General features: G+C 65.2%; 17 protein-coding genes. 3 read left to right on the forward strand and 14 right to left on the reverse strand.

Annotated elements, in window-relative coordinates:
- Positions 1–166 precede the first annotated feature (166 nt).
- Both ACX80Q_RS05810 and tdh read right to left on the reverse strand, forming a co-directional pair.
- Positions 167–1369: a glycine C-acetyltransferase gene (locus ACX80Q_RS05810; RefSeq protein WP_459329578.1), complete on the reverse strand. Its 1203-nt coding sequence runs from the start codon at positions 1367–1369 to the stop codon at positions 167–169.
- Between the two features lie 84 nt (positions 1370–1453).
- The gene (gene tdh, locus ACX80Q_RS05815; RefSeq protein WP_459329579.1) at positions 1454–2503 is read right to left on the reverse strand and encodes an L-threonine 3-dehydrogenase; all 1050 of its coding nucleotides are present in this window, start codon (positions 2501–2503) and stop codon (positions 1454–1456) included.
- A gap of 115 nt (positions 2504–2618) precedes the next feature.
- Here tdh and ACX80Q_RS05820 point away from each other — a divergent pair, with 115 nt between their 5' ends.
- Positions 2619–3596, forward strand: a complete 978-nt coding sequence (locus tag ACX80Q_RS05820; RefSeq protein ID WP_459329580.1) for a LysR family transcriptional regulator — start codon at positions 2619–2621, stop codon at positions 3594–3596.
- A gap of 60 nt (positions 3597–3656) precedes the next feature.
- On the opposite strand, the gene ACX80Q_RS05825 is transcribed toward ACX80Q_RS05820, so the two are convergent.
- The 5 genes from ACX80Q_RS05825 to ACX80Q_RS05845 form a co-directional block, all read right to left on the reverse strand.
- Positions 3657–4832: a Gfo/Idh/MocA family protein gene (locus ACX80Q_RS05825; RefSeq protein ID WP_459329671.1), complete on the reverse strand. Its 1176-nt coding sequence runs from the start codon at positions 4830–4832 to the stop codon at positions 3657–3659.
- 47 nt (positions 4833–4879) lie between these two features.
- Entirely contained in the window at positions 4880–5917 is a 1038-nt protein-coding gene (locus ACX80Q_RS05830; protein ID WP_459329581.1) for a LacI family DNA-binding transcriptional regulator, read from the reverse strand.
- A gap of 103 nt (positions 5918–6020) precedes the next feature.
- Positions 6021–7706, reverse strand: coding sequence for a type 2 periplasmic-binding domain-containing protein (locus tag ACX80Q_RS05835; RefSeq protein ID WP_459329582.1), 1686 nt, complete (start codon positions 7704–7706; stop codon positions 6021–6023).
- A gap of 64 nt (positions 7707–7770) precedes the next feature.
- Complete coding sequence (locus ACX80Q_RS05840; protein WP_459329583.1) at positions 7771–8709, reverse strand: carbohydrate ABC transporter permease; 939 nt, start codon at positions 8707–8709, stop codon at positions 7771–7773.
- A 41-nt stretch (positions 8710–8750) separates the two neighbouring features.
- Positions 8751–9836, reverse strand: a complete 1086-nt coding sequence (locus tag ACX80Q_RS05845) for an ABC transporter permease (RefSeq protein ID WP_459329584.1) — start codon at positions 9834–9836, stop codon at positions 8751–8753.
- 268 nt (positions 9837–10104) lie between these two features.
- On the opposite strand from ACX80Q_RS05845, the gene ACX80Q_RS05850 reads away from it, so the two are divergent.
- Positions 10105–12483 carry a right-handed parallel beta-helix repeat-containing protein gene (locus ACX80Q_RS05850; RefSeq protein ID WP_459329585.1) on the forward strand — a complete coding sequence of 793 codons (2379 nt, stop codon included), beginning with the start codon at positions 10105–10107 and terminating at the stop codon, positions 12481–12483.
- Between the two features lie 50 nt (positions 12484–12533).
- On the opposite strand, the gene ACX80Q_RS05855 is transcribed toward ACX80Q_RS05850, so the two are convergent.
- The 5 genes from ACX80Q_RS05855 to ACX80Q_RS05875 all read right to left on the reverse strand — a co-directional run bounded on the left by ACX80Q_RS05855 (position 12534) and on the right by ACX80Q_RS05875 (position 20604).
- Positions 12534–15605: a glycoside hydrolase domain-containing protein gene (locus ACX80Q_RS05855; RefSeq protein ID WP_459329586.1), complete on the reverse strand. Its 3072-nt coding sequence runs from the start codon at positions 15603–15605 to the stop codon at positions 12534–12536.
- Positions 15606–15822: 217 nt separating this feature from the next.
- On the reverse strand, positions 15823–17331 hold the full coding sequence (gatB, locus tag ACX80Q_RS05860) for an Asp-tRNA(Asn)/Glu-tRNA(Gln) amidotransferase subunit GatB (RefSeq protein WP_459329587.1): 1509 nt from the start codon (positions 17329–17331) through the stop codon (positions 15823–15825).
- Positions 17331–18869 carry an Asp-tRNA(Asn)/Glu-tRNA(Gln) amidotransferase subunit GatA gene (gatA, locus tag ACX80Q_RS05865; RefSeq protein ID WP_459329588.1) on the reverse strand — a complete coding sequence of 513 codons (1539 nt, stop codon included), beginning with the start codon at positions 18867–18869 and terminating at the stop codon, positions 17331–17333. Before gatA ends, gatB begins: the two co-directional genes overlap by 1 nt.
- A gap of 3 nt (positions 18870–18872) precedes the next feature.
- A complete protein-coding gene (gatC, locus tag ACX80Q_RS05870) occupies positions 18873–19169 on the reverse strand; it encodes an Asp-tRNA(Asn)/Glu-tRNA(Gln) amidotransferase subunit GatC (RefSeq protein WP_459329589.1) in 297 nt (98 codons plus the stop codon).
- Positions 19170–19236: 67 nt separating this feature from the next.
- Positions 19237–20604: an LssY C-terminal domain-containing protein gene (locus tag ACX80Q_RS05875; protein WP_459329590.1), complete on the reverse strand. Its 1368-nt coding sequence runs from the start codon at positions 20602–20604 to the stop codon at positions 19237–19239.
- Between the two features lie 125 nt (positions 20605–20729).
- On the opposite strand from ACX80Q_RS05875, the gene ACX80Q_RS05880 reads away from it, so the two are divergent.
- Complete coding sequence (locus tag ACX80Q_RS05880) at positions 20730–23210, forward strand: bifunctional lysylphosphatidylglycerol flippase/synthetase MprF (protein WP_459329591.1); 2481 nt, start codon at positions 20730–20732, stop codon at positions 23208–23210.
- A gap of 40 nt (positions 23211–23250) precedes the next feature.
- Here ACX80Q_RS05880 and ACX80Q_RS05885 read toward each other — a convergent pair whose 3' ends face one another.
- Positions 23251–23628 (reverse strand): RidA family protein, encoded by a 378-nt coding sequence (locus ACX80Q_RS05885; protein WP_459329592.1) that lies wholly within the window; start codon positions 23626–23628, stop codon positions 23251–23253.
- 109 nt (positions 23629–23737) lie between these two features.
- On the reverse strand, positions 23738–24235 hold the full coding sequence (locus ACX80Q_RS05890; RefSeq protein WP_459329593.1) for a GNAT family N-acetyltransferase: 498 nt from the start codon (positions 24233–24235) through the stop codon (positions 23738–23740).
- Between the last annotated feature and the right edge of the window lie 30 nt (positions 24236–24265).

Below are 24265 nucleotides of genomic sequence, written 5' to 3' on the forward strand. Positions count from 1 at the left end.
CGCCGGCCACCAACAACACCAGCCCCAGCCAAGCACGTCGGAATCAACCTGCCCAAACCAAAAACACCACAAAAACTAGCCAAGTGACTCAACACAGCTTGACAATTTTCGTGGCGCCACATACACAGAGAACGGTGCGCAGGAGCAAAGTGCGGGTCCTCGTTGGCTAGCCCCGGGCGGCGACGAACGCGCGGACGCAGGCTTCGACGTCGTCGGCGCTGTGGGCTGCCGAGAGCTGCACACGAATACGGGCGGCGCCGCGGGGCACCACGGGGAAGCTGAACGCCGTGACGAAGACGCCGTGATCCAGCATGGCGTTGGCCACGCGGGCGGCCTCAACGGCGTCGCCGAACATGACGGGCACGATGGCGTGCTCGCCGGGCAGCAGCTCGAAGCCTTCCTCGGTCATGCGGGTACGGAACAAATTGGCGTTCTCGAACAGGCGCGTGCGCAGCTCGCCGGAACCCGCCACGAGTTCCAGGGCCTTCAGCGTTGCGGCCACGATGGCAGGAGCCAGGGAGTTGGAGAACAGGTAGGGGCGTGCTTTTTGGCGCAGCATGGCGACGATCTCGCCGCGGCCGGCAACGTAGCCGCCCGATGCCCCGCCCAAAGCCTTGCCGAAGGTGCCCGTGTAAATGTCCACACGGTCAGAAACGCCTGCGTGCTCGGGTGTGCCGGCACCTGTGGCGCCCATGAAGCCCACGGCGTGGGAGTCGTCAACCATGACCAGGGCGTCGTACTTGTCGGCCAAATCGCAGATGGCCTCCAGGGGTGCCAGGAAGCCGTCCATGGAGAAGACGCCGTCGGTGACGATGATGGTACGGCGGGCCCCGGCGCCGTCGTTCATGGCAGCGGCTGCCTGGAGCTGGACCTCGAGATCTGCCATGTCCTGGTTGGCGTAGCGGAAGCGCGCGGCCTTGGACAGGCGGATGCCGTCAATGATGGAGGCGTGGTTCAGGGAGTCGGAGATGATGGCGTCCTGGGCCCCGAACAGGGACTCGAATACGCCGCCGTTGGCGTCAAAGCAGGAGGAGAACAAGATGGTGTCCTCGGTGCCCAGGAATGCCGAGACGGCCGATTCCAGCTGCAGGTGCAGGTCCTGGGTGCCGCAGATGAAGCGGACGCTGGCCATGCCGAAGCCGCGCTCGTCCATGGCGGTTTTGGCGGCGTCGATGATGGCGGGGTGGTCGGCCAGGCCCAGGTAGTTGTTGGCGCAGAAGTTCAGCACCGGGGCGGTGGCGCCGTCCAGCGGGCCTGCCTGCACGTGGCTGGACTGGGCGGAGGTGATTTGGCGTTCGGTCTTGAACAGGCCGGCGGTGCGGATCTCGGCCAGCTCGGCGGTGAGCGCGTCTTTCATGGCGGTGTACATGGGACTCCTTGGGTACGTGGCGTAAGGGGCGGACGACGGCGGAACGAAAGGTTCCGCCGTCGTGCTGGGAAAGCGTGAGAAAAGTTAGGAGAAAACTGACCAGTCGAGGACAACTTTGCCGCCGCGGCCGGACTTGGCGATCGTAAAGGCCTGCTCCCATTCTGTGGCGGGCAGGACGTCCGTGACAACACTGGCCACGGCTTTGCGCAGCACGGGGTTGGAGGAGAGCATGGCGCTCATGGCGTACCAGGTCTCAAACATTTCGCGCCCGTAGATGCCCTTGAGGGTGAGCATGTGCGTGACAACCTTGCCCCAGTTGATGTCGATGGACTCGCTCGGCAGGCCCAGCATGGCGATGCGCCCGCCGTGGTTCATGTTGTCGATCATTTCCGGCAGGGCCGTGGGGTGGCCGGACATTTCCAGGCCAATGTCGAAGCCTTCGCGCATACCCAGCAGCAGCTGCGCTTCCTTCAGGCGGGTGGTGGCGACGTTGACGGCCAGGTCGGCGCCCATCGCGGCAGCCATGGCCAGGCGCGGTTCGGAGACGTCGGTGATGGCGATCTTGCGGGCGCCGGCGTGGCGGGCGACGGCGATGGCCATCAGGCCGATGGGGCCGGCTCCCGTGATGAGCACGTCCTCGCCCACCAGGCCGAAGCTCAGTGCGGTGTGGACGGCGTTGCCCAGCGGGTCAAAGATGGCGCCCAGTTCGGGGGTGATGGAGGGGTCGTGGTGGACCCAGACGTTGGATTCGGGGATGACTACGTACTCGGCAAACGCGCCGTCGCGCTGCACGCCCACGGAGATGGTGTTGATGCACATGTGGCGGCGCCCGGCGCGGCAGTTGCGGCACATGCCGCACACCACGTGGCCCTCGCCGGAGACCTTGTCCCCCACTTTGACGTCGTTGACCTCGGAACCCACTTCCACCACTTCGCCGTAGAATTCGTGCCCGGCAATGAGCGGGGCGTTGATGGTTGAGGCGGCCCACGCGTCCCAGGCCAGGATGTGCAGATCGGTGCCGCACAACCCGGTGGTGGCAACCTTGATTTTGACGTCGCGCAGGCCGGTTTCCGGTTCGGGGCGTTCGACGAGTTCAAAGCCGGCGTGCGCGCCGGACTTGTACAGTGCTTTCATGGCGGGCAATCCTTTGGTGGTGGTGTGCTTTCCATTACAGCGCTCAAAACCGTTTAGCACAATCGATAATTTCTCCACTGTCGATTAAGTAAATGCTAAATGGTAGCCTTGTGGCGTGGAACTCCATCAACTTCAAATGCTGCGCGAGCTGGGTGAGCTGGGCAGCGTCAAGGCCGTGGCGGAGACCTTGTCCGTCACTTCCTCCGCCGTGTCCCAGCAAATTTCGCTGCTGCAGCGCCAGGTCGACACCCCGCTCACGCGCAAGGACGGCCGCAATTTGGTCCTCACCGAGGCCGGCCAGGTGCTGGCCGATGCCGGGGCGGATGTCATCAACGCCATGGCGAAGGCGCACGCGGCGATCGGCGCGTACCAGAGCGACCGGCACGGCACGGTGTCCATCTCCGGTTTCCACTCGGCCGGGCAGGCGTTGTTCGCCCCATTGGTCAGCCGGCTCGCTACGCTGCGGGTGCCTGCTTCTGGGCTTTCCATGGGGATGCCCGACGGCGGCACCCCGGCGGGCCTGCCGGGTGGCGGTGCGCCGCGGGTCAGGTTGAGTGATGAGGATGTGGCCCAGCACGACTTCCCGGCGCTGTGCGCAAAATATGACCTGGTGCTGGCCCACAGGATGGACCACAGCCCCGCCTGGCCCGAGCAGCAGATCAAGGTCATTCCGCTGGCCCACGAACCCCTGGACGTGGCACTGGCCGTTGACCACCCCCTGGCGGGCAAGGAAACCCTCACCCCGGCCGATGTGGTCAACTACCCCTGGGTGACCAGCCGCAGCGGCTACTCCCCCGCGGATGTGCTGGTGGCCATCGGCGCCATGGCGAGCATGCCCGTGAACGTGGTGCACCGGATCAACGACTATTCAACGGTTGCGGCACTGGTGTCCACCGGCGATGTTATTGGTCTGCTTCCCCGGTTTACCTCCAGCCCTGCGCTGAATTCCGGCGTTGCCCTGCGCCCCCTGGCCGGGATCAACACCAAGCGGCGCATCGACTTGCTGGTGCGCCCGGAAAACCTGAAGCGCGAGTCCGTCATGATGGTGGCCAAGGCGCTGGCGGAGGTCATGGCCGAGCTGACCGGGGACTGATGTTGACAGGCTCAATCACCGGCGCGAAGCTCCCACGCCCTCGGTGCAATAGCTGCTGACTTACGCCTTTGCGCGGGCCGGCTGGCCGGCATTGAAGTACGCCACGAGCTCGGCCGGAAGCTGCGGAACTTCAAGGGCGCCGCCGTCGGACCGCAAAGACTGGGCAGCCAGCACACCGGCCGCAACCGAGGCACGGGCCGCGATGGGCGAGGTCTCGGTGGCGCCGCCGTCGCGGGCGAAGCGCAGGAACTCGGCAATCAGCAACGGATCGGCACCGCCATGGCCGCCCTCGCCGTCGCGAATCACGATTTCCGCATCAGGGGCCACAAAGCCTTCCTGGGAGCGGCTGGTCCACACCTTAATAACGTCGCCCGGGCCGTCGCCAAAGTTCTCGATCCGGCCCTTGGTGCCAATGACCGTGTAGTTGCGCCAGTAGTCGGGGGTGAAATGGCACTGCTGGTAGGACGCCAGGGCCCCGTTGTCCAGCACCATCTGCATCATGGAGATGTCCTCAACATCGATGATGGGGTTGAGGTCCGTCTGCTCGGCGGGCGGCCAGTTTTCCAGCGAGAACCAGTCCCCCATGCGCCTGTCGGTGTTGTCCCTGCGCGAGGAGACGTCCCCGTACACAGCCAAATCCCCAATGGCGGAGACGCGTTGGGTGTAGCCGCCGGCCAGCCAGTGGATCACGTCAATGTCGTGGGCACCCTTTTGCAGTAGCAGCGAGGTGGTGTTGGCGCGCTCGGCATGCCAGTCCTTGAAGTAGTAGTCCCCGCCGTTGCCCACAAAGTGGCGGCACCAGACCGCCTTGACCTCGCCAATGGTGCCGGCCGCAATCAGCTCGCGCATCTGAACCACCACGGGCATGTGGCGCATGTTGTGGCCAACGTAGAGCCGGGTGCCGGTCTCAAAGGCTGTGGTCAAAATGGCATCCGCAGCCTCCAGGGTCACATCCAAGGGCTTCTCGCAGAAGGTGGGGATGCCGGCTTTCAGCGTCTCCACAGCAACCTCGGCGTGCCGGTTGTCCGGGGTCAGCACCAACACGGCGTCCAGGCCGGCAGCCAGCAGCTCGTTCAAGTCGGAGGTGATAGCCGCTGTGGGGATCTTTGCTGCGGCATCGGCGCGGCCACGCTCGGAAACGTCACACACCATGACCACGGCAGATCCTTCACCCGGCTGGTGCACCTGCTTCCACAACGAGGCCCGCAAGCCAAAGCCAACGATCCCAATACGCATGTCCTGCACGGCCTGCTCACTGTCCGGGCGGGCCTGAACCAAATCTGTCACAACACAACTTCTTTCTTGTTCGGCAAAAACGAATCATGGGGGTGGCCAGGGGCGGAATCGCGCACAAAGAGGCGCCAGGGGAATTCCAGGACCTGGTATGGCTTGGCGGGGTCTTGGGCCCGTTCCACCAGAAAATTGGCCAATCGGGCGTAAAAATCGACGGGACCTATGGTGCTCAGCGACGGCGTCATGGCCTCGCCGGCCATGGTGTTACCAATACCCAGCACCGCCACATCACCGGGTACAGAGAGTTTGAGCCGCTCAGCGGCATGCACTGCCGCGATCGCAGCGAAGTCGGAGGTGGCAAAGATGGCGGTGGGCGGCTCGGGCAGCTGCAGGAGTGCCACGGCCGCTTGGTAAGCACTGACTTCGTCCCCTTCGAAGACGGCCACGTACTCCGGCCGGAAGGCGAGGCCGGCCCGTTTCAGCCCGGCAACATAGGCCCGGTACCTGGTGGGGCCGGAGGCGTGCACACTGCCCGCCGTGGTCAGGGCGGCCACCTTGGTGTGGCTGGCCGTCAGATGGTCCATGGCCTGGTCCATGGACGCGCCGGCCACGGATCTGATCACGTCAAAACCCTCAGGCTCCAGGGTTTCACTGAAGACCACCAAGTTGTTGCTCCTCGCCAGTTCTGCCAGCAGCTCGGCGTCGCCCGGGCGTTCCGCGGCGTCGATGAAGATGACGTCGGCACCCTGGCGCTTGATGGCCGTGCGCCAGTCCGTGTCGGCAAGAATCATGGGGGTGATGCCGGCGGGGGCCACTGCCGCACCGACCGCCTTGCTGACGGACAGGGACCAGGGATCCGAGAGCATGGTCAAGGAGAGCATCATCAGGTTGGATTTGCCGGTTCTGATGGTTCGGGCGGCCTGGTTGGGCCGGTAACCCAGCCGGGTTGCCGCGGCGTGGACCCGCTGGGCGGTGGCCGGTGAAATCCCGGAACCGTTTCCCTTGGTGCGCCCGGCCAGGACGTAGGAAACTGTCGCCGTGGAGACGCCTGCCTCCGCAGCCACTGTCTTAATGGTCGCTCGAATCATCTCCGGTGGCGTCCTTTCCTGATTGCCTGGTGCGCTGCGGTGGTGGTGCATGGTTGGGGTGCGGCGGGGAGGCACACGGTGGTGTGCCGTCCCAGCCCGGAGTCTACTTCTTGAGCGGCTGTTGCGTGAACACGGGCGCGTCCGGGTTCAGGTCTGCTTCATATTCGGCGCGGATCTTGTCGCCGCCCTCGGACTTCCAGCGCTTGAGGACGTCGGCGTGTTCGGAAACCTTGGCGCGGCCGGTGATGATGTCGATCGTCTTGTCACGGACAATCTTGGTGATCTTCGGACCCACCTTGGCGTTGGTGTCGGAGTAGCTGCCGTTGGTGGGGTTGCGCCACGCGAATTCCAGCAGCTTCTGCTCCGTGGAATGCACGTATTTGGTGTCATCCGGGAAGCCGGGGTTGTACAGCACCGATTCGGGGCTGGACATGATGTTCAGTGCGCTGACAACACCGGGGAGGTTCTTCACACCCGCCTCGGTCATGATGGGGTTGCCGTCCGCGTCGAAGGTGAAGTCCTCCCCTTCGGTGCCGAAGTTCTTCATCAGGTATTCGGAGGTGCCAAAGGGTGCCGACAGCCAGTTGATCAGGGCCAGCTGCTCCTTGATGCGCAACTCATCAGTTTTCTTGAACGCCGTGTAACCCACCGTGCCGTAGCCCATGTCATAGGTGGGCTTGATGGCGCCGTCGAAGCCGAACGGGACCAGGATCTCCATCTTCACGTCCTTGTCGAGGGCGCGGAAGCCCCGGACGTCGCGGGGGCCGGCCGTCACAACGGCACCCAGTGTGCCGTTGAGGATGAGGGCCTTGGTGTTGGTGACGCCAGCGTCCGGGTAGAAGACTCCGGCGGCGAACAGCTTGGCGGCGTATTCCAGGCCCGCAACGTAGGCCTCGGTTTCGTACAGGTGGGTCAGTGAACGGTCGCTGTTGACGGCCCAGCTGTTGGGTGCGCCGAGCCATTCGGTGATCATGTGCAGCACGTTCACATAGGCAGGTTCCAGCGCGTACTGCTTCTTGCCGGGATTGCTCAGTTCCTTGGCCTTGTCGAAGAACTCGTCGGCGTCCTTGGCGTTCAGGCCGCCCACCTTGTCCCAGGTGCGCGAGGTTCCCACCATGACTTGACCAAACGGGGTGCTGGGGATGGGTGCACCCCAAATTTTTCCGTTGACGACGGCGGTGCGCCAGGAATCGGGCTTGAGTGCGGCCAGGTTGGGGTACTCCAAAACCGCGTCGCCGGACAGGTAGGGGGTCAGGTCGGCGAACTTGGCTTCCAGCATGGGCCCCACGTTCGGGATGCCCTGGTTCGGCGGGATCCACATGAGGTCCGGCAGGTCCCCGCCGGCGAGGATCGTGGCGAACTTGGCCGGGTAGCCGTCGCCAATGTCTTCAATGATCTGCATTTTGAACTCGCCGCCCAGCGCGGTGTTCAACCGCTGCCAGAAGGGGTTGTCCGGCATGGCCGGTGCCATGACCTCGAAGGTTTCCGACAACACACTGATGGGTCCGGTGAGCGGGGCACCCTGGGTGGAGGCCACGGGCTTGGGCATGGTCAGGAATCCGGCTTCCAGGCCGGCGGCGTTGCCGGGCAGGTCGGGGGTGACACCGGTAAATTCCTTGTAGGTGGGCAAAACCACCTTCTTGGAGGCTTCGGCGCCGCCAGCGGTTTTGGCTCCCCCGCCGCTGCAGGCGGACAGGGTTCCGGTCAGGGCAATCGCGGCGACGGACGCACCGGCCAGGCCCAGGAAGTTGCGGCGTGAAACCCCGGCTTCATTGACAGCTCGTTTCATGTCTTTTCCTCTTTCAGGTTTGTGTGGCTTGTTGGTTTGTTGAGACGTTTGCTGGGGGAAGGGCTTAGCCCTTGACGGCGCCGGTGATGACGCCCTTGTTGAAGTGCTTTTGCAGGAACGGGTAGACGATGAGGATGGGGACCAGCGCCACGACCACGATGGCCATCTGCATGGACTGCGGCGGCGGACTGGTGGCGACACCGATGGCCTCCGCCATGGAGCCGCCCTGCACCACGTAGTTGCGCAGCACCAGCTGCACGGGGTACAGCGTCTGGTCGTTGATGTAGAGCATGGCGTTGAAGAACGCGTTCCAGAAGCCCACCGCGTAGAAAAGCCCAACCACGGCGATCACGGCCTTGGACAGCGGCAGCACAATCCTGCGCAGGATCATGAAGTCGCTGGCCCCGTCGATCCGGGCTGCCTCAATCAGTTCGGTGGGGATGTTCATGAAGAAGGAGCGCATCACCACAAAGTTGAAGGCGGCAAAGACGCTCGGCAAGATCAGCGACCACAGCGTGTTCAGCAGTCCCAGCTGTTTGACCATGAGGAACATGGGGATCAGGCCGGGGGCAAAGAGCAGGGTGAACAGCACCAGCAGCAGCACCGGCCGGCCCAGCAGTACCGGCCGGGAGGTGGCGTAGGCCATCGTGATGGTGACGAAGAGGGCCAGGAAGGTACCCACGGCGGTGATGAAGGCACTGACGCCCAGGGCCCGGAACATGAACTCGCCGCTGAAGATCGCCTCGTAGGCGGCGAAGGTGGGGTTGCTGGGCCAGAGGACAAAGCCGCCGGCCGCAATGAGTTGCTTGTCATCGGCCAGTGAGGTGGAGACCACCAGCAGGATCGGGATCACGATGGAGAGGCTGATCCCGCCCACAATCACGGCCTTGATGAAGTTGTAGAGCGGTGATGCCGGCTCCTTCCAGGCGGGTCGGCCCGGGTTGAAGCTCAGTGCCTTGTTGCGGCGCCGGGTGGCGATCCGCTCCTGAAGTGTTGCGGTCATGATTCTCTCCTTATACGGCGTGGTCCTGGCCGGGGCCGGGATCAGCCGACCTTCTTCTGGAAGATTCCGGGTTCCCCCATGCGGTGGGCCAGCGAGTTGGCACCCCAGATGAGCAGCGCGGCAACCACACCCTTGGCCAGGCCGGCGGCTGCACCGACGCTCCAGCCACCACCGACGACGCCGGCAAAGTAGGTGAAGGTGTCCAGGACTTCGGCAGCCCCAGCCCCGACGGCGTCATGCTGGAGCAGGAACTGTTCGAACCCGACGCTGAGGATGTCACCGATGCGCAGGATGAGCAGCAGCACGATGATGGAGCGCAGGCCAGGCAGCGTGATGTGCCACATGCGGCGCCAGCGTCCGGCGCCGTCGGCCGCGGCAGCCTCGTACAGTGAGCCGTCAATCGAGGCCAGCGAGGCCAGGAAGATGATCATGGCCCAACCGCATTCCTTCCAGATGAGCTGGATGGTGGCCAGCAGGGGGAAGGTGTCCGGGTTGGTCATGAACGGGATGGTGTCCAGGCCAAGGTCTCGCAGCGTGTTGTTGACCAGCCCGGCCCCGCCCAAGACCTGCTGGAACAGGGCAATGACCAGAACCCAGGACAGGAAGTGCGGCAGGTACACCAGGGACTGGAACCAGCGGCGGATCTTGGTGCTGATGAGCGAGTCCACCACGAGGGCCAGACCCAGCGGCACCGGGAAGAAAAACAGCAGCTGCCACACGGCCAGCACCATGGTGTTGCGGAAGGCAACCCAGAAGTCCGGGTTGAAGTACAGTTCCACGAAGTTCGTAAACCCGACCCAGTCGCTGCCGGAGATGCCCAGGAACGGCTGGTAGTCCTGGAAGGCGATGACGTTGCCCAGGATCGGGATGTAGAAGAAGAGGGCCAGGAACAGCACGCCCGGGATCATCATGATGAGCATCTGCTTGTCCTTGCGGACGCGCGACTTCCAGCTCACCTGACGCACGGGCAGGCCGTCGTGGTGTTCGGGCAGCTTGCCGCGCTTGCTTTTGCGCAGGCGTGCTGTGCCGCGCCGCGCCGTGCCGCGGCCACCGCTGGCCTCGCTCACCGCTGGGGCGCCAGCCGATGCGGCAAGCCGCTCGGGTGACTCCTGTTGCATTTGACTCATGGCTCTCCTTGTTTCTGCTGGGGCTGTTCGTCCCCCGTGCGGCACTGCGACGCGGTGTTTGTGATCCGCACCATGTTAACCGTTTAACAAATATAAGTGATGTGACTCATAGATGCAAGAAGCTGATCTAAGTTTCATTTTTAAGACCTATAACCGTCATTTCCGGTGATGCCTAAACCGCCCGTCCATGGCACGCTAGATAAGGAAGCGATGAATGTTGCTCGCTTCCAAGCCATCGTCAGCAAGAACAATCACCGTGGAGGCACACATGGGGACAAGCACGTCCGCCAACGCCAGCACCATCCCGTGGTCCAGCCACGCACCCCTGTCCACCGTCGAGCTGGGCCCGGACACCGTGGGCTTCCATGCCACGGTGAAAACCGTCCAGGACCCGTCCCCGCTCCCCGTCCATGCACGGGACCGGATCACTGTGCCCGTCACGGATTTTGGCGCGGACCCCACCGGTGCCGCGGATTCCGCTGCGGCCGTTTACAACGCCATCCTGCACGCCACGTCCCTGGGTGCCCCCGTCACCATCACCTTCCCGCCCGGCACGTACACCATGTACCCGGAGGGCATGCCCAAACGCGAATTGTATGTCTCCAACACGGTGGGCCGCTTCCCCGAGTTCAAGATCAAAAACGTCGGGATTCTGCTCGAGGACATGGCCGATGTGATCGTTGACGGGCTGGGCTCGGAGCTCATCTTCCACGGCCGAGCCACCCAGTTCGCCGCCATCCGTTCTTCGGACGTGACCATCAGGAATTTGCGCACTGACTGGCATGCACCCCTGGTCCTGGACCTGACCGTGCTGGCCAGCGGGGTCCAGGACGGCCTCGGCTTCCGCGACATCAAGCTGCCGGCCGGCGTCGGGCATGTGATCGACGGCGCCACCGCCACCTTCACCGGTGAAGCCAGCCCGGTGACGGGCATTCCCTACTGGTCCCACGGCCCCGCAGTGGCCACCGAATGGCAGAACCAGATCCGCGAGCTGGCCAGCGGGCTGACCCTGCGTTCGCCCCTTCCGCTGTGGACGGAGTCGGTGTCCGTGGCAGAGCTGGGCAACAATGTGCTGCGCGTGCACTACAGCACGCCCGTGGATCCCGGCGATGCCGGCAAGGTCTACGAGCTTCGCCAGCGCCCCCGGGACACCCCCGGCGGCTTGGTCTGGGAATCCACGCGCGTGGAATTGAAGAACCTGGCCCTGCACTACCTGCACGGCTTTGGCATTGTGGGCCAGCTCAGCCGTGACGTGGCGCTGGACGGCATCGTTTTGCGCGCCAAGCCCGGCAGGTGGCGGCAGACCGCCGGGCTGGCCGACTTCATCCAGCTCTCCGGCGTGGGCGGCAAGGCACAAATCACCAACTGCCTCTTCGACAACCCGCACGATGACCCCGTCAACATCCACGGCACCTACGTGCAGGTGGAGGCCGTGGACCGGGCCGCACGGACGGTGACGCTGAAGTACATGGAGCGCGATACGGCAGGATTCCCGCAGTTCTACGCCGGGGACTCGCTGCGGTTCGTCAAGCGCACCACCATGCTTTCCGACGGCGCCGAGGACTACAAGGTCACCGCCGTCACCGGGCCCAATGGCATGGACACCGCCCACGATCTGGAGCGCATGAGGATCACTGTGGACAAGGACTTGCCGGCCGATCTGGCGGTGGGGACGTACGTGGCCGAGAACATGACGTACACCCCGGAGGTCTATATTGCCGGGAACACCTTCAAGTCCACCCCGACGCGCGGCATCCTCGTCACCACGCCCAAACCGGTGCTGATTGAGCGGAACCACTTTGATGCGATGGGCATGGCCAGCATCTACATTTCCGCCGATGCCGACTACTGGTACGAGTCCAGCGGTGTCACGAATGCCACCATCCGCAACAACGTCTTTGACCGTCCCGCCGCCGGCTGGGCGGCCATCTGGTTCGATCCCACCAATGCCGTCTCGGAGCAGGAGCGCACTGTCCACAGCAATATCAGCATCGACGCCAACCGCTTCATGCTGCTGCCCGGCGGATCGCTCGTGGCGGGCAAGTCCGTGGCGGGATTGACCTTCAGCAACAACGTGGTGGGGCACTACGCCCCCACCGTTGAAGCTCCCGCTGGCTGCGACGGGGCCCTGTTTAGCTTCTCCGCCAGCCGCGGCCTGCGCTTCGCGGGCAACCACTACGCGGAGGGATTCAGCCGGCTCGCCACCGTCTCCGACATGCCGGCCGGCGAGGTCAGCGGGGCCGACGACGGCGTCCTCACGCAGGTCCTCGAGGCTGCTGCCGCGGCCGAAACTCCGGCAGCGGCGGAGCCGAGTCACCTGCCGAGCACCGAAACGCCGCCAACCCCCACCTTGCTGGCAGCGCTGCGCGATCCCCTGTGGACGGGCGTGAGCTTCGGCGCACCGCCGTCGCCGCTGGCCTGGCTCACCCACGCACCGGCGGGGACCACGCAGGTTTCCGTGACGCTGGCGGTGGCAGAGCCGGCAACGTCAGTGCACATTAACTACAACGACCAGCGGATCGCCACGGCCCACGACGGCAGCCACACGCTGGAGCTGCTGTCCGGGCCGAACATCCTGGAGGTCCGGACGCTGGCGGAGGGCGGGCGCGCCGGCCAAACCTACCGTTGGGTGATCATCGCCGCGTAGCTGCTGGCTGACCACAAGGCGGGCGCGGGTTTCCGCGCCCGCCCGTTTTGCTATGACCCGTTGACGACCAGCACCACTCCCTGGCGGGGCTCAACCGTGATGGCGGCGCCGGGCGCACAGTCCACGGCGTCCTGGAATCCGTCCACAAAAGGCACCACCACGGACGCCGCGGCCAGGTGGGCGAATTCGGGGGCGAAGTCCAGCGTCACCGAAACAGGCCCGGGCGCCCAGCTGGCCAGCGCCGTCACCAACCCGGCTGGCGTGATCCAGGACGTGGCCAGCACGTCCGGGTGGCTGCTGCGCACCGGCGCATCGAGCGCCCAGTGGCCCACCATGGGCGCGTCCGCCAAGCTGTGCTCCGCCCAGAGGGCCCATAGCGCCCGGTTGTCCACCCGCGGGGCGCGCCCCGTCATGCCGAACACCAGCCCGCGCCAGGGGTTGCCGCCGCCTTCGAGCATCTCGCCCATCAGGCCGAACGGGATGCCGGAGACCTCAACCAGCCAGTACGCGGGGTCCGTGTTGTCGTAGTCGAAGTACTCCCCCAGCCACAGCCTGTCCGTGTACGGCAGCTGCTCCATGTACATGTTGGCGGAGGAGGCGAAGCCGTCTTTTTCGTTGAACTGGTTGGCCGAGTGGATGTCGATCTCGGGGTCTGGGCAGCGGGCGGCCAGCACCTTGCGCACTCGCTTCATGGCCTGGCGGTCGTAGGCGATGTCGTCCAGGTAGATGCCGTCCAGGCCCGTCCGGCGCACCAGTTCGTCCAGCCCGCGGATGTACCAGTTTTGCAGGCGTGACTCCCCCGCCGTGACCACGGCAATGTCATCCACGGTGGGCGCATACCAGGCCGAAACATAGTTGGCACCGGCGTGTTCCTGCGGCCAGATGTGCCCCTTGCCGGGGCCGTCGCTGAAGATCTCGTGCCCCAGGGACATCATGGGCAGCAGATCAGGGCTGTGCCCCGTCAGCTCACGCACGGTGTCGTAGACCTTGACCTTGAGCCCTGCGGCGTGCGCCTGTGCCGTGTACCCGGCCAGGGCGTCGGCGTGCAGGAGGGGGTCGTTGATGAAGGGGGCCAGGGCCGTGGCGTGGTGGATGTTGATGACGCTGGCGCCCGTCGCGGCAATCTCCGCCACGCTGCCCTGGTCGTGGAAGTACCTGTTGCGCAGCTGGCGGGCCGGGTCGATCGGCTTGAAGGGGGTCAGCAGCAGCCGGAAGCCGTAGTTCAGGCTCTCCCCGGGTGCCATGGTCCGTCCGCCGCTGAACGCCTGCAGCACGACGGCGGCCCCTTCCGTTTCGCCGCCAGCCTCCTTGAGCGTGACTCCTCCTCCGGCGGCGCCAGCACCCGGGTTGGCCCACGATTGCGGGGCGATCAGCGGCTTCTCGCGGTAAAAATTGGTGTTGAGCGGGCGCTCGTAGTTATCGTCCCGCAGTGCCAGCTGCACACCGATGTTGGCATCACCAAGCCACAGCGAGTCCTGGTTCCGGGTGGCGACCTCCCAGCTCCAGTCGATGCGCTCCGGGCGGGTGCCGCCGGGCACGCCGAGACCCATGGCGTACGGAACGGATTCCGGTTTCAGGACCGCTGTCAGGGCAACATCGTCCAGGCCCACGGAGCCGGCCCCGTGCGGGACGGTGAGCCGGACGGCAAAGGTGGCGGCGCCGTCGGCCTCCAACTGACCCTCAACACTGACGAGCAGGGCCGTGTCGGGGCTGCTCCAGTGACATTTCCAGCCCACACGGGCGGGGCCGTGCGTGGTGAATGCCAGCGGGGTGACGTCCCACCCCACGGGGCCCTGCGACAGCTCCGGCTGCAACGTGAGCGGCTCGTGCAGAAGGGTGCGGGCCGGCCCGTCAACGGCTGTCACGGCGGAGGTGAACGTCGAGGACAGCTGGGCGGGCAGGCCGTTGGGGGCGAGCTCCACCGAGCGGCCCAGGATGGACAGCGTGCGGCGTGTTTCATCCAGCTGCACGGCCGTGTACGGGGCCACGATCTCCTCGTCCTGGGCCAGGGTGGAGTCAAGCCAGGCCAGGCGCCGTAGTTCGCGGGGGTCGCCAAATCCGCCGTCGGCAATGTCCGGTTCGGCCTCCGCCGCGACGTCAAGGCGCACAGCCAGTTCCGCCGATCCTGCGGAACTGGTCACGGTGATGATGGCCTCCAGGGTGGAACCGGCGGCAGTTTCGGGCACCGGGACCACCACAAATAGCGCCTGGACGGCGCCGTCCGCCACGTCCAGGGTCTTGCTGAACGGCCGGCCCAGACGGTCAATCCCTGCCGTGTTGATGCAGCGGGCGGCCACTTCGGCACCTCCGGCGTGGGCGGAAACAACCACGGACACGTCAGCCAAGTCGGCACGGGCGTAGAGGCCCAGCTGGATGACGTAGTCCTCCCCGGGCTGGGCCTGGACAACCAATTGCCCCGCCGCTGCCCCTGCAACAGCATCGGGGCCGGCGATGGCCCAGTGCGCCGGGATGGCGTCCCTCATGGAAAGGGGGTGCCGGCGGTCTTGCGCAAAGAGCATGAAGGAGGCGCCGGCGTGTGCCTCATGCAGCGCGGCAAGCTCTTCGTCCGTTGCCGTGAAGTTCATGGGCGCAAAGCTGTCCCACTCGCTGGCGGCCTCATAACATATGGCCTTGGCGAGAGGGTGGGAGGTGTGGAAGCCCAACTCAAACGACCACACGCTGGCGGCGACGGAGTTCACCCAGGCGGGGTCCGCCGTCGGACGGGCCGGCAGGTACTGGGCTTGGGGGTAGTAGGAATGCCCGCCCATGACGTAGGGAAGATAGTAGAAGTAGTATTCGCCAACCCCGTCCAGGGGTTCAAAGGTGAAGGTGCCCTTGGCCTGGGTCTTGTCCCCGGCCACCACATTGCGCACCCGCTGGCCGGATGCGGCGGAGATGACGATCGTGTCCACCTCGGCGGGGTTGTTGTCCTGACGGCGCCATGGCAGGTCAACAGTGACGGCGCCGCGTTCGGCGGACACCTCATCCACCAGCACCACAATCCGGTGGTTGCCGTGGAGGAGTTTGTCCCACACCCCCACGCCGCAGTCGAGTTCGGGATGCAGGCGGTGGGTTGCGGGCCGGGTGGAAGGGGTGGACGTGGCAAGTGCCGGGGTAGGCATGTGGCAAACTCCAAGCTGATTGAGGGTGATACTCAATCCTTGCCTGAATTTTCATGATTGCAAAGGGCTATTACAGTTCATAATTACTCACATAGGCGCCCGCACTGGCCCCCACCGGCCGGCCCGAATGAAAAATGCCGCCGTTCCCGCTTTTTGCCACCGGTATAGCTGCGGCAAAAAGCGGGAACGGCGGCATTTCTCGAATGAGAGCCGGGCGTTACCCTTCGACGCCGAGCGTCTTGAGGATCAGTTCACGCACGCGGCCGGCGTCGGCCTGGCCGCGGGTCACCTTCATGACGCCGCCAACAATGGCACCAACGGCCTGAACCTTGCCGCCACGGATCTTCTCCGCAACGTCGGGCTGGGCTGCCAGGGCTTCATCGATCGCCGTCTGGAGGGCGCCGTCGTCGGAGACAACGGCCAGGCCGCGCTTGGCCACCACCTCGGCGGGCGTGCCTTCACCCTCGAGGACGCCGTCGAGCACCTTGCGGGCCAGCTTGTCATTGATGGCGCCGGAGGCGATCAGCTTCTCGATTTCCACCACCACGGCCGGGCTGACGCCCAGTGCTGCGGGGTCAACATCGGCCAGCTTGGCGCGGCGGGCGATCTCACCCATCCACCACTTGCGGGCAGCAGCGGCCGAGGCTCCGGCAGCAACCGTCTCCTCGATCTCGTCCATGAGGCCCGCGTTGACAACGTCGCGGAATTCCAGGTCCGTGTAGCCCCAGTCGGCCTGCAGGCGCTTGCGGCGCTCGGCCGGCGGCTCGGGCAGGCGGGAGCGGAGTTCCTCAACCCACTCGGGCGTGGTGACGATGGGCACCAGGTCCGGTTCCGGGAAGTACCGGTAGTCGTCGGCGTCGGACTTGGGGCGCCCTGACGTGGTGGACTTGGTGTCCTCGTGCCAGTGGCGGGTTTCCTGCGTGATGGCCACGCCGGAATCCAAAACCGCAGCGTGGCGCTGGATCTCAAACTTCACGGCGTTTTCGACGGCGCGCAGCGAGTTCACGTTCTTGGTCTCGGTGCGCGTGCCGAACTTCTCGCGGCCGTGCGGGCGCAGGGACACGTTGGCGTCGCAACGGACGTTGCCGTGCTCCATCTTGGCCTCGGACACGCCAAGGTTCTTCACGATTTCCCGGATGGCCGCAACATAAGCCTTGGCCAGCTCGGGGGCGCGTGAGCCGGCACCCTCAATGGTCTTGGTGACGATTTCCACCAGCGGAACGCCGGACCGGTTGTAGTCCACCAGGGAGAAGTCGGCGCCCTGGATGCGGCCCGTGGAGCCACCCATGTGGGTCAGCTTTCCGGCGTCCTCTTCCATGTGGGCGCGCTCGATCTCCACGTGGAACACGGTGCCGTCTTCGAGCTCGATGTCGATCCAGCCGTCGTAGCAGATGGGGTCATCGTACTGGGAAGTCTGGAAGTTCTTGGGTGTGTCCGGGTAGAAGTACTGCTTGCGCGCAAAGGTGCTGTGCGGGGCAATCTTGCAGTTCAGCGCCAGGCCAATGAGGATCGAGGACTCGACAGCCTTCTTGTTCACCACCGGCAGCACGCCGGGCAGGCCCAGGCACACCTCGTTCACGTTGGTGTTGGGGGCGTCGCCAAAGGCGTTGGGGGCCGAGGAGAACATCTTGGTTTTGGTGTTCAACTCAACGTGAACCTCAAAGCCCAGGACGGGGTCGTACTTTTCCATGGCTTCGTCGAAGCTCAAAATGGTGTCAACGTTCATTACTTAGCCTCCTCGGCTGCGGTGCTGGCAAGTGCGGGTGCCTGGTCCAGGATGGGGCCGCCCCACTGGGCTTCCAGCAGGGACTCCAACACGGCGCCAACACGGTACAGGCGGGCGTCCTCGCGGGCGGGTGCCAGCAGCTGGATGCCCACGGGCAGGCCGTCTTCATCGGCCAAACCGCCGGGCAGGGTCAGGCCGGGGACGCCGGCCATGTTCGCCGGGATGGTGGCGACGTCGTTGAGGTACATGGCCAGCGGGTCATCGAGCTTCTCGCCCAGCTTGAACGCCGTGACGGGCGACGTCGGGGAGATCAGCACGTCAACCTGCTCGAACGCGGCGGCGAAGTCGCGCTGGATGAGCGTGCGCACCTTCTGGGCCGAGCCGTAGTAGGCGTCGTAGTAGCCGGCGGAGAGAGCGTAGGTGCCCAGGATGATGCGGCGCTTGACCTCGTCGCCGAAACCGGCGGCGCGGGTGGCGCCCATGACACGCTCAATGGTGAGCGGGCCCTCGGTGGGCAGGGTGCGCGCGCCGAAGCGGACGCCGTCGAACTTGGCCAGGTTGGAGGAGGCCTCACTGGGCATGATCAGGTAGTAGGCGCCCAGGGCGTAGCCGAAGTTGGGGCAGGAGACCTCAACAATTTCGGCCCCGGCGCCGCGCAGCAGCTCCAGGGATTCGTTGAAGCGGTTTTCCACGCCGGTCTGGTAGCCCTCGCCGTGGAGTTCCTTGATGATGCCGATCTTCATGCCCGCAACGTTGCCCAGGCGGGCGGCGTCGGCCAGGCCGGTGGAGGCGTCGGTCAGTGAGGTGGAGTCCTGGGGGTCGTGCCCGCCAATGACTTCCTGCAGCAGTGCGGAGTCCAAAACGGTCCGCGAGACCGGGCCGATCTGGTCCAGCGAGGAGGCCATGGCGATGGCTCCGTAGCGGGACACGGCACCGTAGGTGGGCTTCACGCCAACCGTGCCGGTGACGGCGCCGGGCTGGCGGATGGAGCCGCCGGTGTCGGTGCCCAGGGCCAGCGGCGCCTCGAAGGCTGCCACGGCTGCGGCGGAGCCACCGCCGGAGCCGCCGGGGATCCGGTCCAGGTCCCAGGGGTTGCGGGTGGGGCCATAGGCGGAGTGCTCCGTGGAGGAGCCCATGGCGAATTCGTCCAAGTTGGTCTTGCCCAACATGGGCATGCGCGCGGCACGGATCTTCTTGATGACCGTGGCGTCGTAGGGGCTCATCCAGCCCTCAAGGATCTTCGAGCCTGCCGTGGTGGGCTGGCCCTGGGTGACGATCAGGTCCTTGATGGCGATCGGCACGCCGGCCAGTTCGTGGAGTTCCTCGCCGGCGGCACGGCGGGCATCGACGTCGGCAGCTACTGCGAGCGCCTCCTCCGTGTTCACGTACAGGAACGCGTTGACGCCGCGGTCCCCGTGGTCGACGGCGGCAATCCGGTCAAGGTGTGCCTGGACCAGTTCCACTGAGGTAATTTCCCCGGCGGCCAGCATGGCGGCCATTGTGGACGCGCTGGAGCGAATCAGTTCGTTGGCAGTCATGGTTTAGCTTTCCTCCAAAATTGCGGGCACCTTGAAACGGCCGTCGGCGGAATCCGGGGCACCGGAGAGGGCCTCCTCCACAGTCAGCACATGACCCACCACGTCTTCACGCATGACGTTTGTCAGCGGAATGGGGTGTGAGGTGGCGGGAACGTCGTCCCCGGCAGCTTCACTGACGCTCTTGACCGAATCCACAATCACTGCCAGCTCAGTAGCCATGCGGTCCAGTTCGTCGTCACTCATCTCGATGTGAGCCAGTTGCGCCAAATGCGCCACGTCGTCACGGTTGATCGCAGCCATGGATCTCCCCTGTTTAATAGCAAAAGTTGTCTTACTCCTAGCTTATCGGTCGCAGCGCAGGATGAAATCACTCGGGCTGTGAGTTGCCCGTCTCCTCCGCGGGACGCCGCGCCCACAGCCGGGAATTGCGGGCGGACAGGGCAAGGAGCACCAGGATGTCCAGCGGCAGCCCGAAGATGTCGGTGCCCAAGGTGATGGACTCGCCGTCGAACAGGGACACGGCAGTCACCACAACCAGCAGCCCGCTGAACGCCATGGCGGCATTCCTTGCCCAGTTGCTCCCCCTGAAGACCAGGTAGGCCAGCACCAGGTACAGCAGCACACCCAGGGCCGCGAGCGAGGTGACGACTATGAGGAAAACATCCAGTGCGGCGTTCTCCTCGGCACTCACGCTGGCGGCCGAGACGCCCAGGATTTCCTGCCGGTCAGCCAGCAGTGTGGCCACGGTGGCGGCACCCACCACCACACGGATCAGCATCAGCAGCACGCCCAGGGCCGTGGAAACCGGACGGCGCGCCGCCCTGGCGGCTCTGCGGGCCTCAAGGTCCGGGCCCAGTGCGTTCCCGTCGGCCGGAACAACCACCTTCTCAACATCCACCACGGGCAGGTCGCCATCCGTGACAATGGTGTCGCCTCCCCCGTTGCGGGAGTGGTAACCGGTGGAGAAGTCCGCAATGACCCGAACACCGATGTCAGCATTGCTGTTGGCCAGGGTCGCCACAATGTGATCGCGCTCGGTGTCGGTGTCGGCGTCGATCTTGTGGGTGATCTGCAAGGTGAACAGGGAGAAACCCACGGCCCTGTCAAAGGTGCCGGCAGCCAGCCAGTCGGCCTGGTGACCGCCCGGCAGCATCCACCCCTTGGGGCAACGCCAAAACCGCACATGGTGGCGCTTGGCAGGATTGCCGGCAACTTCCTGCTGGTAGGCCAAGTCCTGTTGCCGGCCAAACAGCAGCAGGGGGCTCACGGGTGCCTCGTCGTAGCTGCGCTTGAAAAGCGTGGAGGTGATGATGCGGCGGCTCGAGGCCAGGGTGATCTCATCAGCACGGATCCAGCCAGCATGTGTCATGGCCTCATGAATCTGGGCTTCGCTGCCCACCACAGCCACATTGATGGGGTCCCCCAGCAAACCATCACTGGTCCGGGCCCGGCCAATGAAATAGTCCGGGACGTAGATGGAGGTGAGGATCCTGTGCAGCCGCGGCAACACCAGATAGGCGAGCACCACCCAGAAGAGGACAAAGAACAGCGCCAGATACCAGCCCCAGGCGAATCCTTCCTGGAGCACCAGCCACGCCAGCCACAGGGCTGCAACACCGCTGAAGACGAAAACCAGGTTGTCCACCGTGGCGTTGGCGGAGGTCCGCCGGGCCTGCCACTTACTGCGCCATGACTTCTCGATCAAGACGGGCTCCGCTGACGGCGTGGGATTCATGTGGTCATCCTAGCCCCGGATCAGGCAAAAACCGCCCCGTGTGTCACGGCCCATGGCATTGCCATCCGCTCTGGACTGGGGCGCTGTTGGCACGTAGTGTGAGGCAAAATCCCCATGGAGGTCCCGTGACTGAATCGTCCACACCCGGAACACCTGCCCCGGACGCCATCCCCCAGCCGCCCTCCCCGCTTCGGCTCGCCACGGGGCGCTACCTGCGCAAGTCCCCCGTCAGCATGGCGCTCGCCGTGCTCACGCTGCTGGCGGCAACCGCAGCAGGGACCCTGTGGAAGTTTCCGCCACCTGGCCAGGATGCTCCGTGGTGGGCGGCCGGGGTGTCCAACACCGTGGGGGAAGGGTTGTGGTGGACACCCCTGACAGCGCTTTTCGTCGCCGAGAACCCGGCCCAACTCGCCGTGGTGGTTCTGCTGTCCCTGAGTGCGCTCGCAGCGGCCGAGCGCCTTGTTGGCAGCCGCCGCACCGCCCTGGCTTTTGTCGTGACGGGTGCCGTGGGCATCACTCTTGGCATCGCGCTGCAGTGGCTCGGCGCCAGTGCCGGGGAGCTCTGGGCGCAGTACACGCAGGAGATCTTCACCGGCGACCCCACCATTGGCATAGTGGGCGCCCTGGTCACCGCGAGCGCGTTTGCCCCCACGCTGTGGCGCCGGCGCATCCGCCTGTTCACCTTTGCCACCGTGCTGATGTTTGTCTTGTACAACGGCGACCAAAACAATTTCTACCGGCTCATGGCGGGGCTGCTTGGGCTGCTGCTGGGCAGCATGCTGCGCCCCGGACCGTTCTTCCTGGGCCTTCGGCGCAGTTCCCACGCCGAGACCCGGTCCCTGGTGGCCGCCGTCGTTGCCATTTCGGCGCTGGGCCCCCTGGCCGCCCTGCTGCCTCCGGGCGGTTCCGGTCCGCTGTCCTTTGTGAGCTTGTTCTTCGGCGCCAGCCTCGACGGCAGCCGGGGCCTGGGCCAGGTGCTGTTGGCCCTGCTTCCGCTGGTGTTGCTGTTGGTGGCGGCGGGCGGATTGCGGCGCGGCCGCCGCTTTGCGCTCATCCTGGCCATCGCTGCCAATGCTGCCGTGGCCGTGCTGCCCTTCACAGCACCCTCCACGGATGACCTGGACCTGACCCTTGATGGCACCGAGCCAACAGCCGGCGACGTCCTGGCCATTGGTGAACTGCTGGTGGGCCTCGCGGCGGCACTGCTGCTGCCCCTGGCCCTGATAGTGCTGCTGTTGATCACCCGGCGCCAGTTCCAAATCCGCGCACCCCGGCGCAGTGTTCGGCGGTTTGCGCTCACCGTGGCTGGCAGCTTCGTGGTGCTGGCACTGGTGTATTTGGTGGCCGCCGTGACCATCCCCGGCGGTGTTGCCCCGGGCGCTGTCCTGGCCTCCACCCTCCAGCGCTTCATCCCAGAAGGCCTGCAACCCATTCTGGGCACGGTGGCCGAACCCACAGCCCCGCTGGTGTTGTTCCTGTTCCAGTGGGTGGGCCCGGTGTTTTGGACGGTGTTTGTGCTGGCTGCGCTGAAACTGCTGCGAGCCACGGAGACAGGGCGTTCCGTTCATGACGAACAGCGTTTCCGGGAGCTGCTCCAACGCGGCGGCGGCGGAACCCTCAGCTTTATGGGCACCTGGAAGGGCAACGTCTATTGGTTCAGCGACGACGGCCAATCAGGCGTGGCCTACCGCCTGATCAACGGGATCGCCATCGTTCTGTCCGACCCCGTCGCCCTGGATCACCGGATTGACCCCACCATCAGGGAGTTCATTGCCTTCTGCGATGCGAACAGCTGGGTTCCGGTGTTCTACAGCGTTCACGGGCGCACCCTGCCCACCTTCGCGGCCCTGGACTTCTCCACCATGCCCGTGGGCGAGGAAACGCTCATGCACCCGCCCACCTTCGATCTGGCTGGCAAGCACTGGCAAAAAGTCCGTTCGGCCAGCAACCGCGGCACCCGGGAAGGGGTCACCACGCTCTGGTCGTCCTGGGCGGAACTGCCGGCGCTCATGGCCAGCCGCATCAACACCATCAGCGAACAGTGGGTTGCGGAGAAGGAACTGCCGGAAATGGGCTTCACCCTGGGCGGCATGGACGAACTCAAGGATCCCGAGGTGAAGCTGCTGCTGGCCATCGGCAAGGACGGCAGCTTGCAGGCCATCACCAGCTGGCTGCCCAGCTACCGCGACGGCAAGGCGGTTGGCTACACCCTGGATTTCATGCGCCGGGGCGAGGACGCCATTCCCGGAATCATGGAGTTCGTGATCGCGGCCGCCGCGTTCCGCATGAAGGACGACGGCGTGGAGGTCCTCTCGCTGTCCGGGGCGCCACTGGCCACCAAGCCGCTGGCTGACGGCCAAGAGCCCGACGTACCCACCGCGATGACCCTGCTCCTGGACACCCTGGCCAGCACCTTGGAACCGGCCTATGGATTTCACTCGCTGTTCAAATTCAAGAGCAAGTTCAACCCCGAGTACCAAACCATGCACATGGCCTTCACTGACCCCCTCAAGCTGCCGGCCATTGGCGTGGCGATCGGCAAGGCGTACCTGCCGGACATCGGGCCCAAGGACTACCCGGCGCTGGCACGGACCCTGGCGAAGTAGGCGCAGGGATCTTCCTCTGATCCAGCGCCCGCAGGCTGGCTTAGCGCTGAGCGACGAGTTCGATCTCGACCTTCATGGCCGGGTCCAAGAACGGCAGCACATGGACCAGCGCCATGGTGGGGCGGATCTCGCCAAAGACCTCACCGTGGGCCCGGCCGGCCTCTTCCCAGGCGCTGATGTCCGTCAGGTAGATCTTGGACTGCACCACATCGGCAAAGGAGAATCCCGCCTCGGCCAGCACGGCGTCGAGCTTGCTCAGAATGTAGGCGCTCTGGTCATAGAAACCCTCGCCCACCACCGTGCCATCCGGGCCCGCGGCCGAGGTTGCGGAGATGTACAGGGTGTCGTTGACCTGCACGGCGCGGGAGTAGCCAAGGGTCTTTTCCCAGCTGGAGCCGGAACCGAAGAGTTTGCGCACGTGGAAGTCCTTTGCGTGGAGGGGCCTTGCGCCCGGATAGTGGAGCCACCACTCTAAGGGCAGGACGTCCCAGCAGTGGATTTCATTGCGTTTTTCGACAACGTGCAGGCTACAGCACCATCGTGTACACCCGCAGCATCTTGCCGTTTTCCGGGATGGGCCAGTCACGCTCCGGTGCGCGGGTGAAGCCCAGCTTGCGGTACAGGGCGTGGGCGGCGTGCCAGTCATCGCCGGTGGTCAGGCTGACGGCCGCGATGCCATCGGTGTGGCGGGCGCGGTCCAGGATGTACTCCACCATGGCCCGGCCCGCGCCGCTGCGCTGCACTGCCGGATCCACCACCAACAAACGGAATTCCAGCTCGTCTTCCAGGGCGATGTCCGCCCATTCGTCCCCGTAAACGGCCAGGGTGGCCGAGCCAATGACAGCACCGTCGCGCTCGGCAACCACCATGGGCGCCACGGCTGCCCGCTCCCCCACGCGGAGGATCTTTTGCATGTACGGGTAGTCGGCGCTGGCGAAGTACCCGGCACCCAGGTAAGCGTCGGCAGTGACGCGGGCTACGGCGTCGTAATCGGCTTCGGTGATGGGACGGACAATCAAGTTCATGTGTTTGAAGTTCCTACTCCTGGCGAATGG

This window comes from Arthrobacter sp. HLT1-20, from assembly GCF_054510895.1.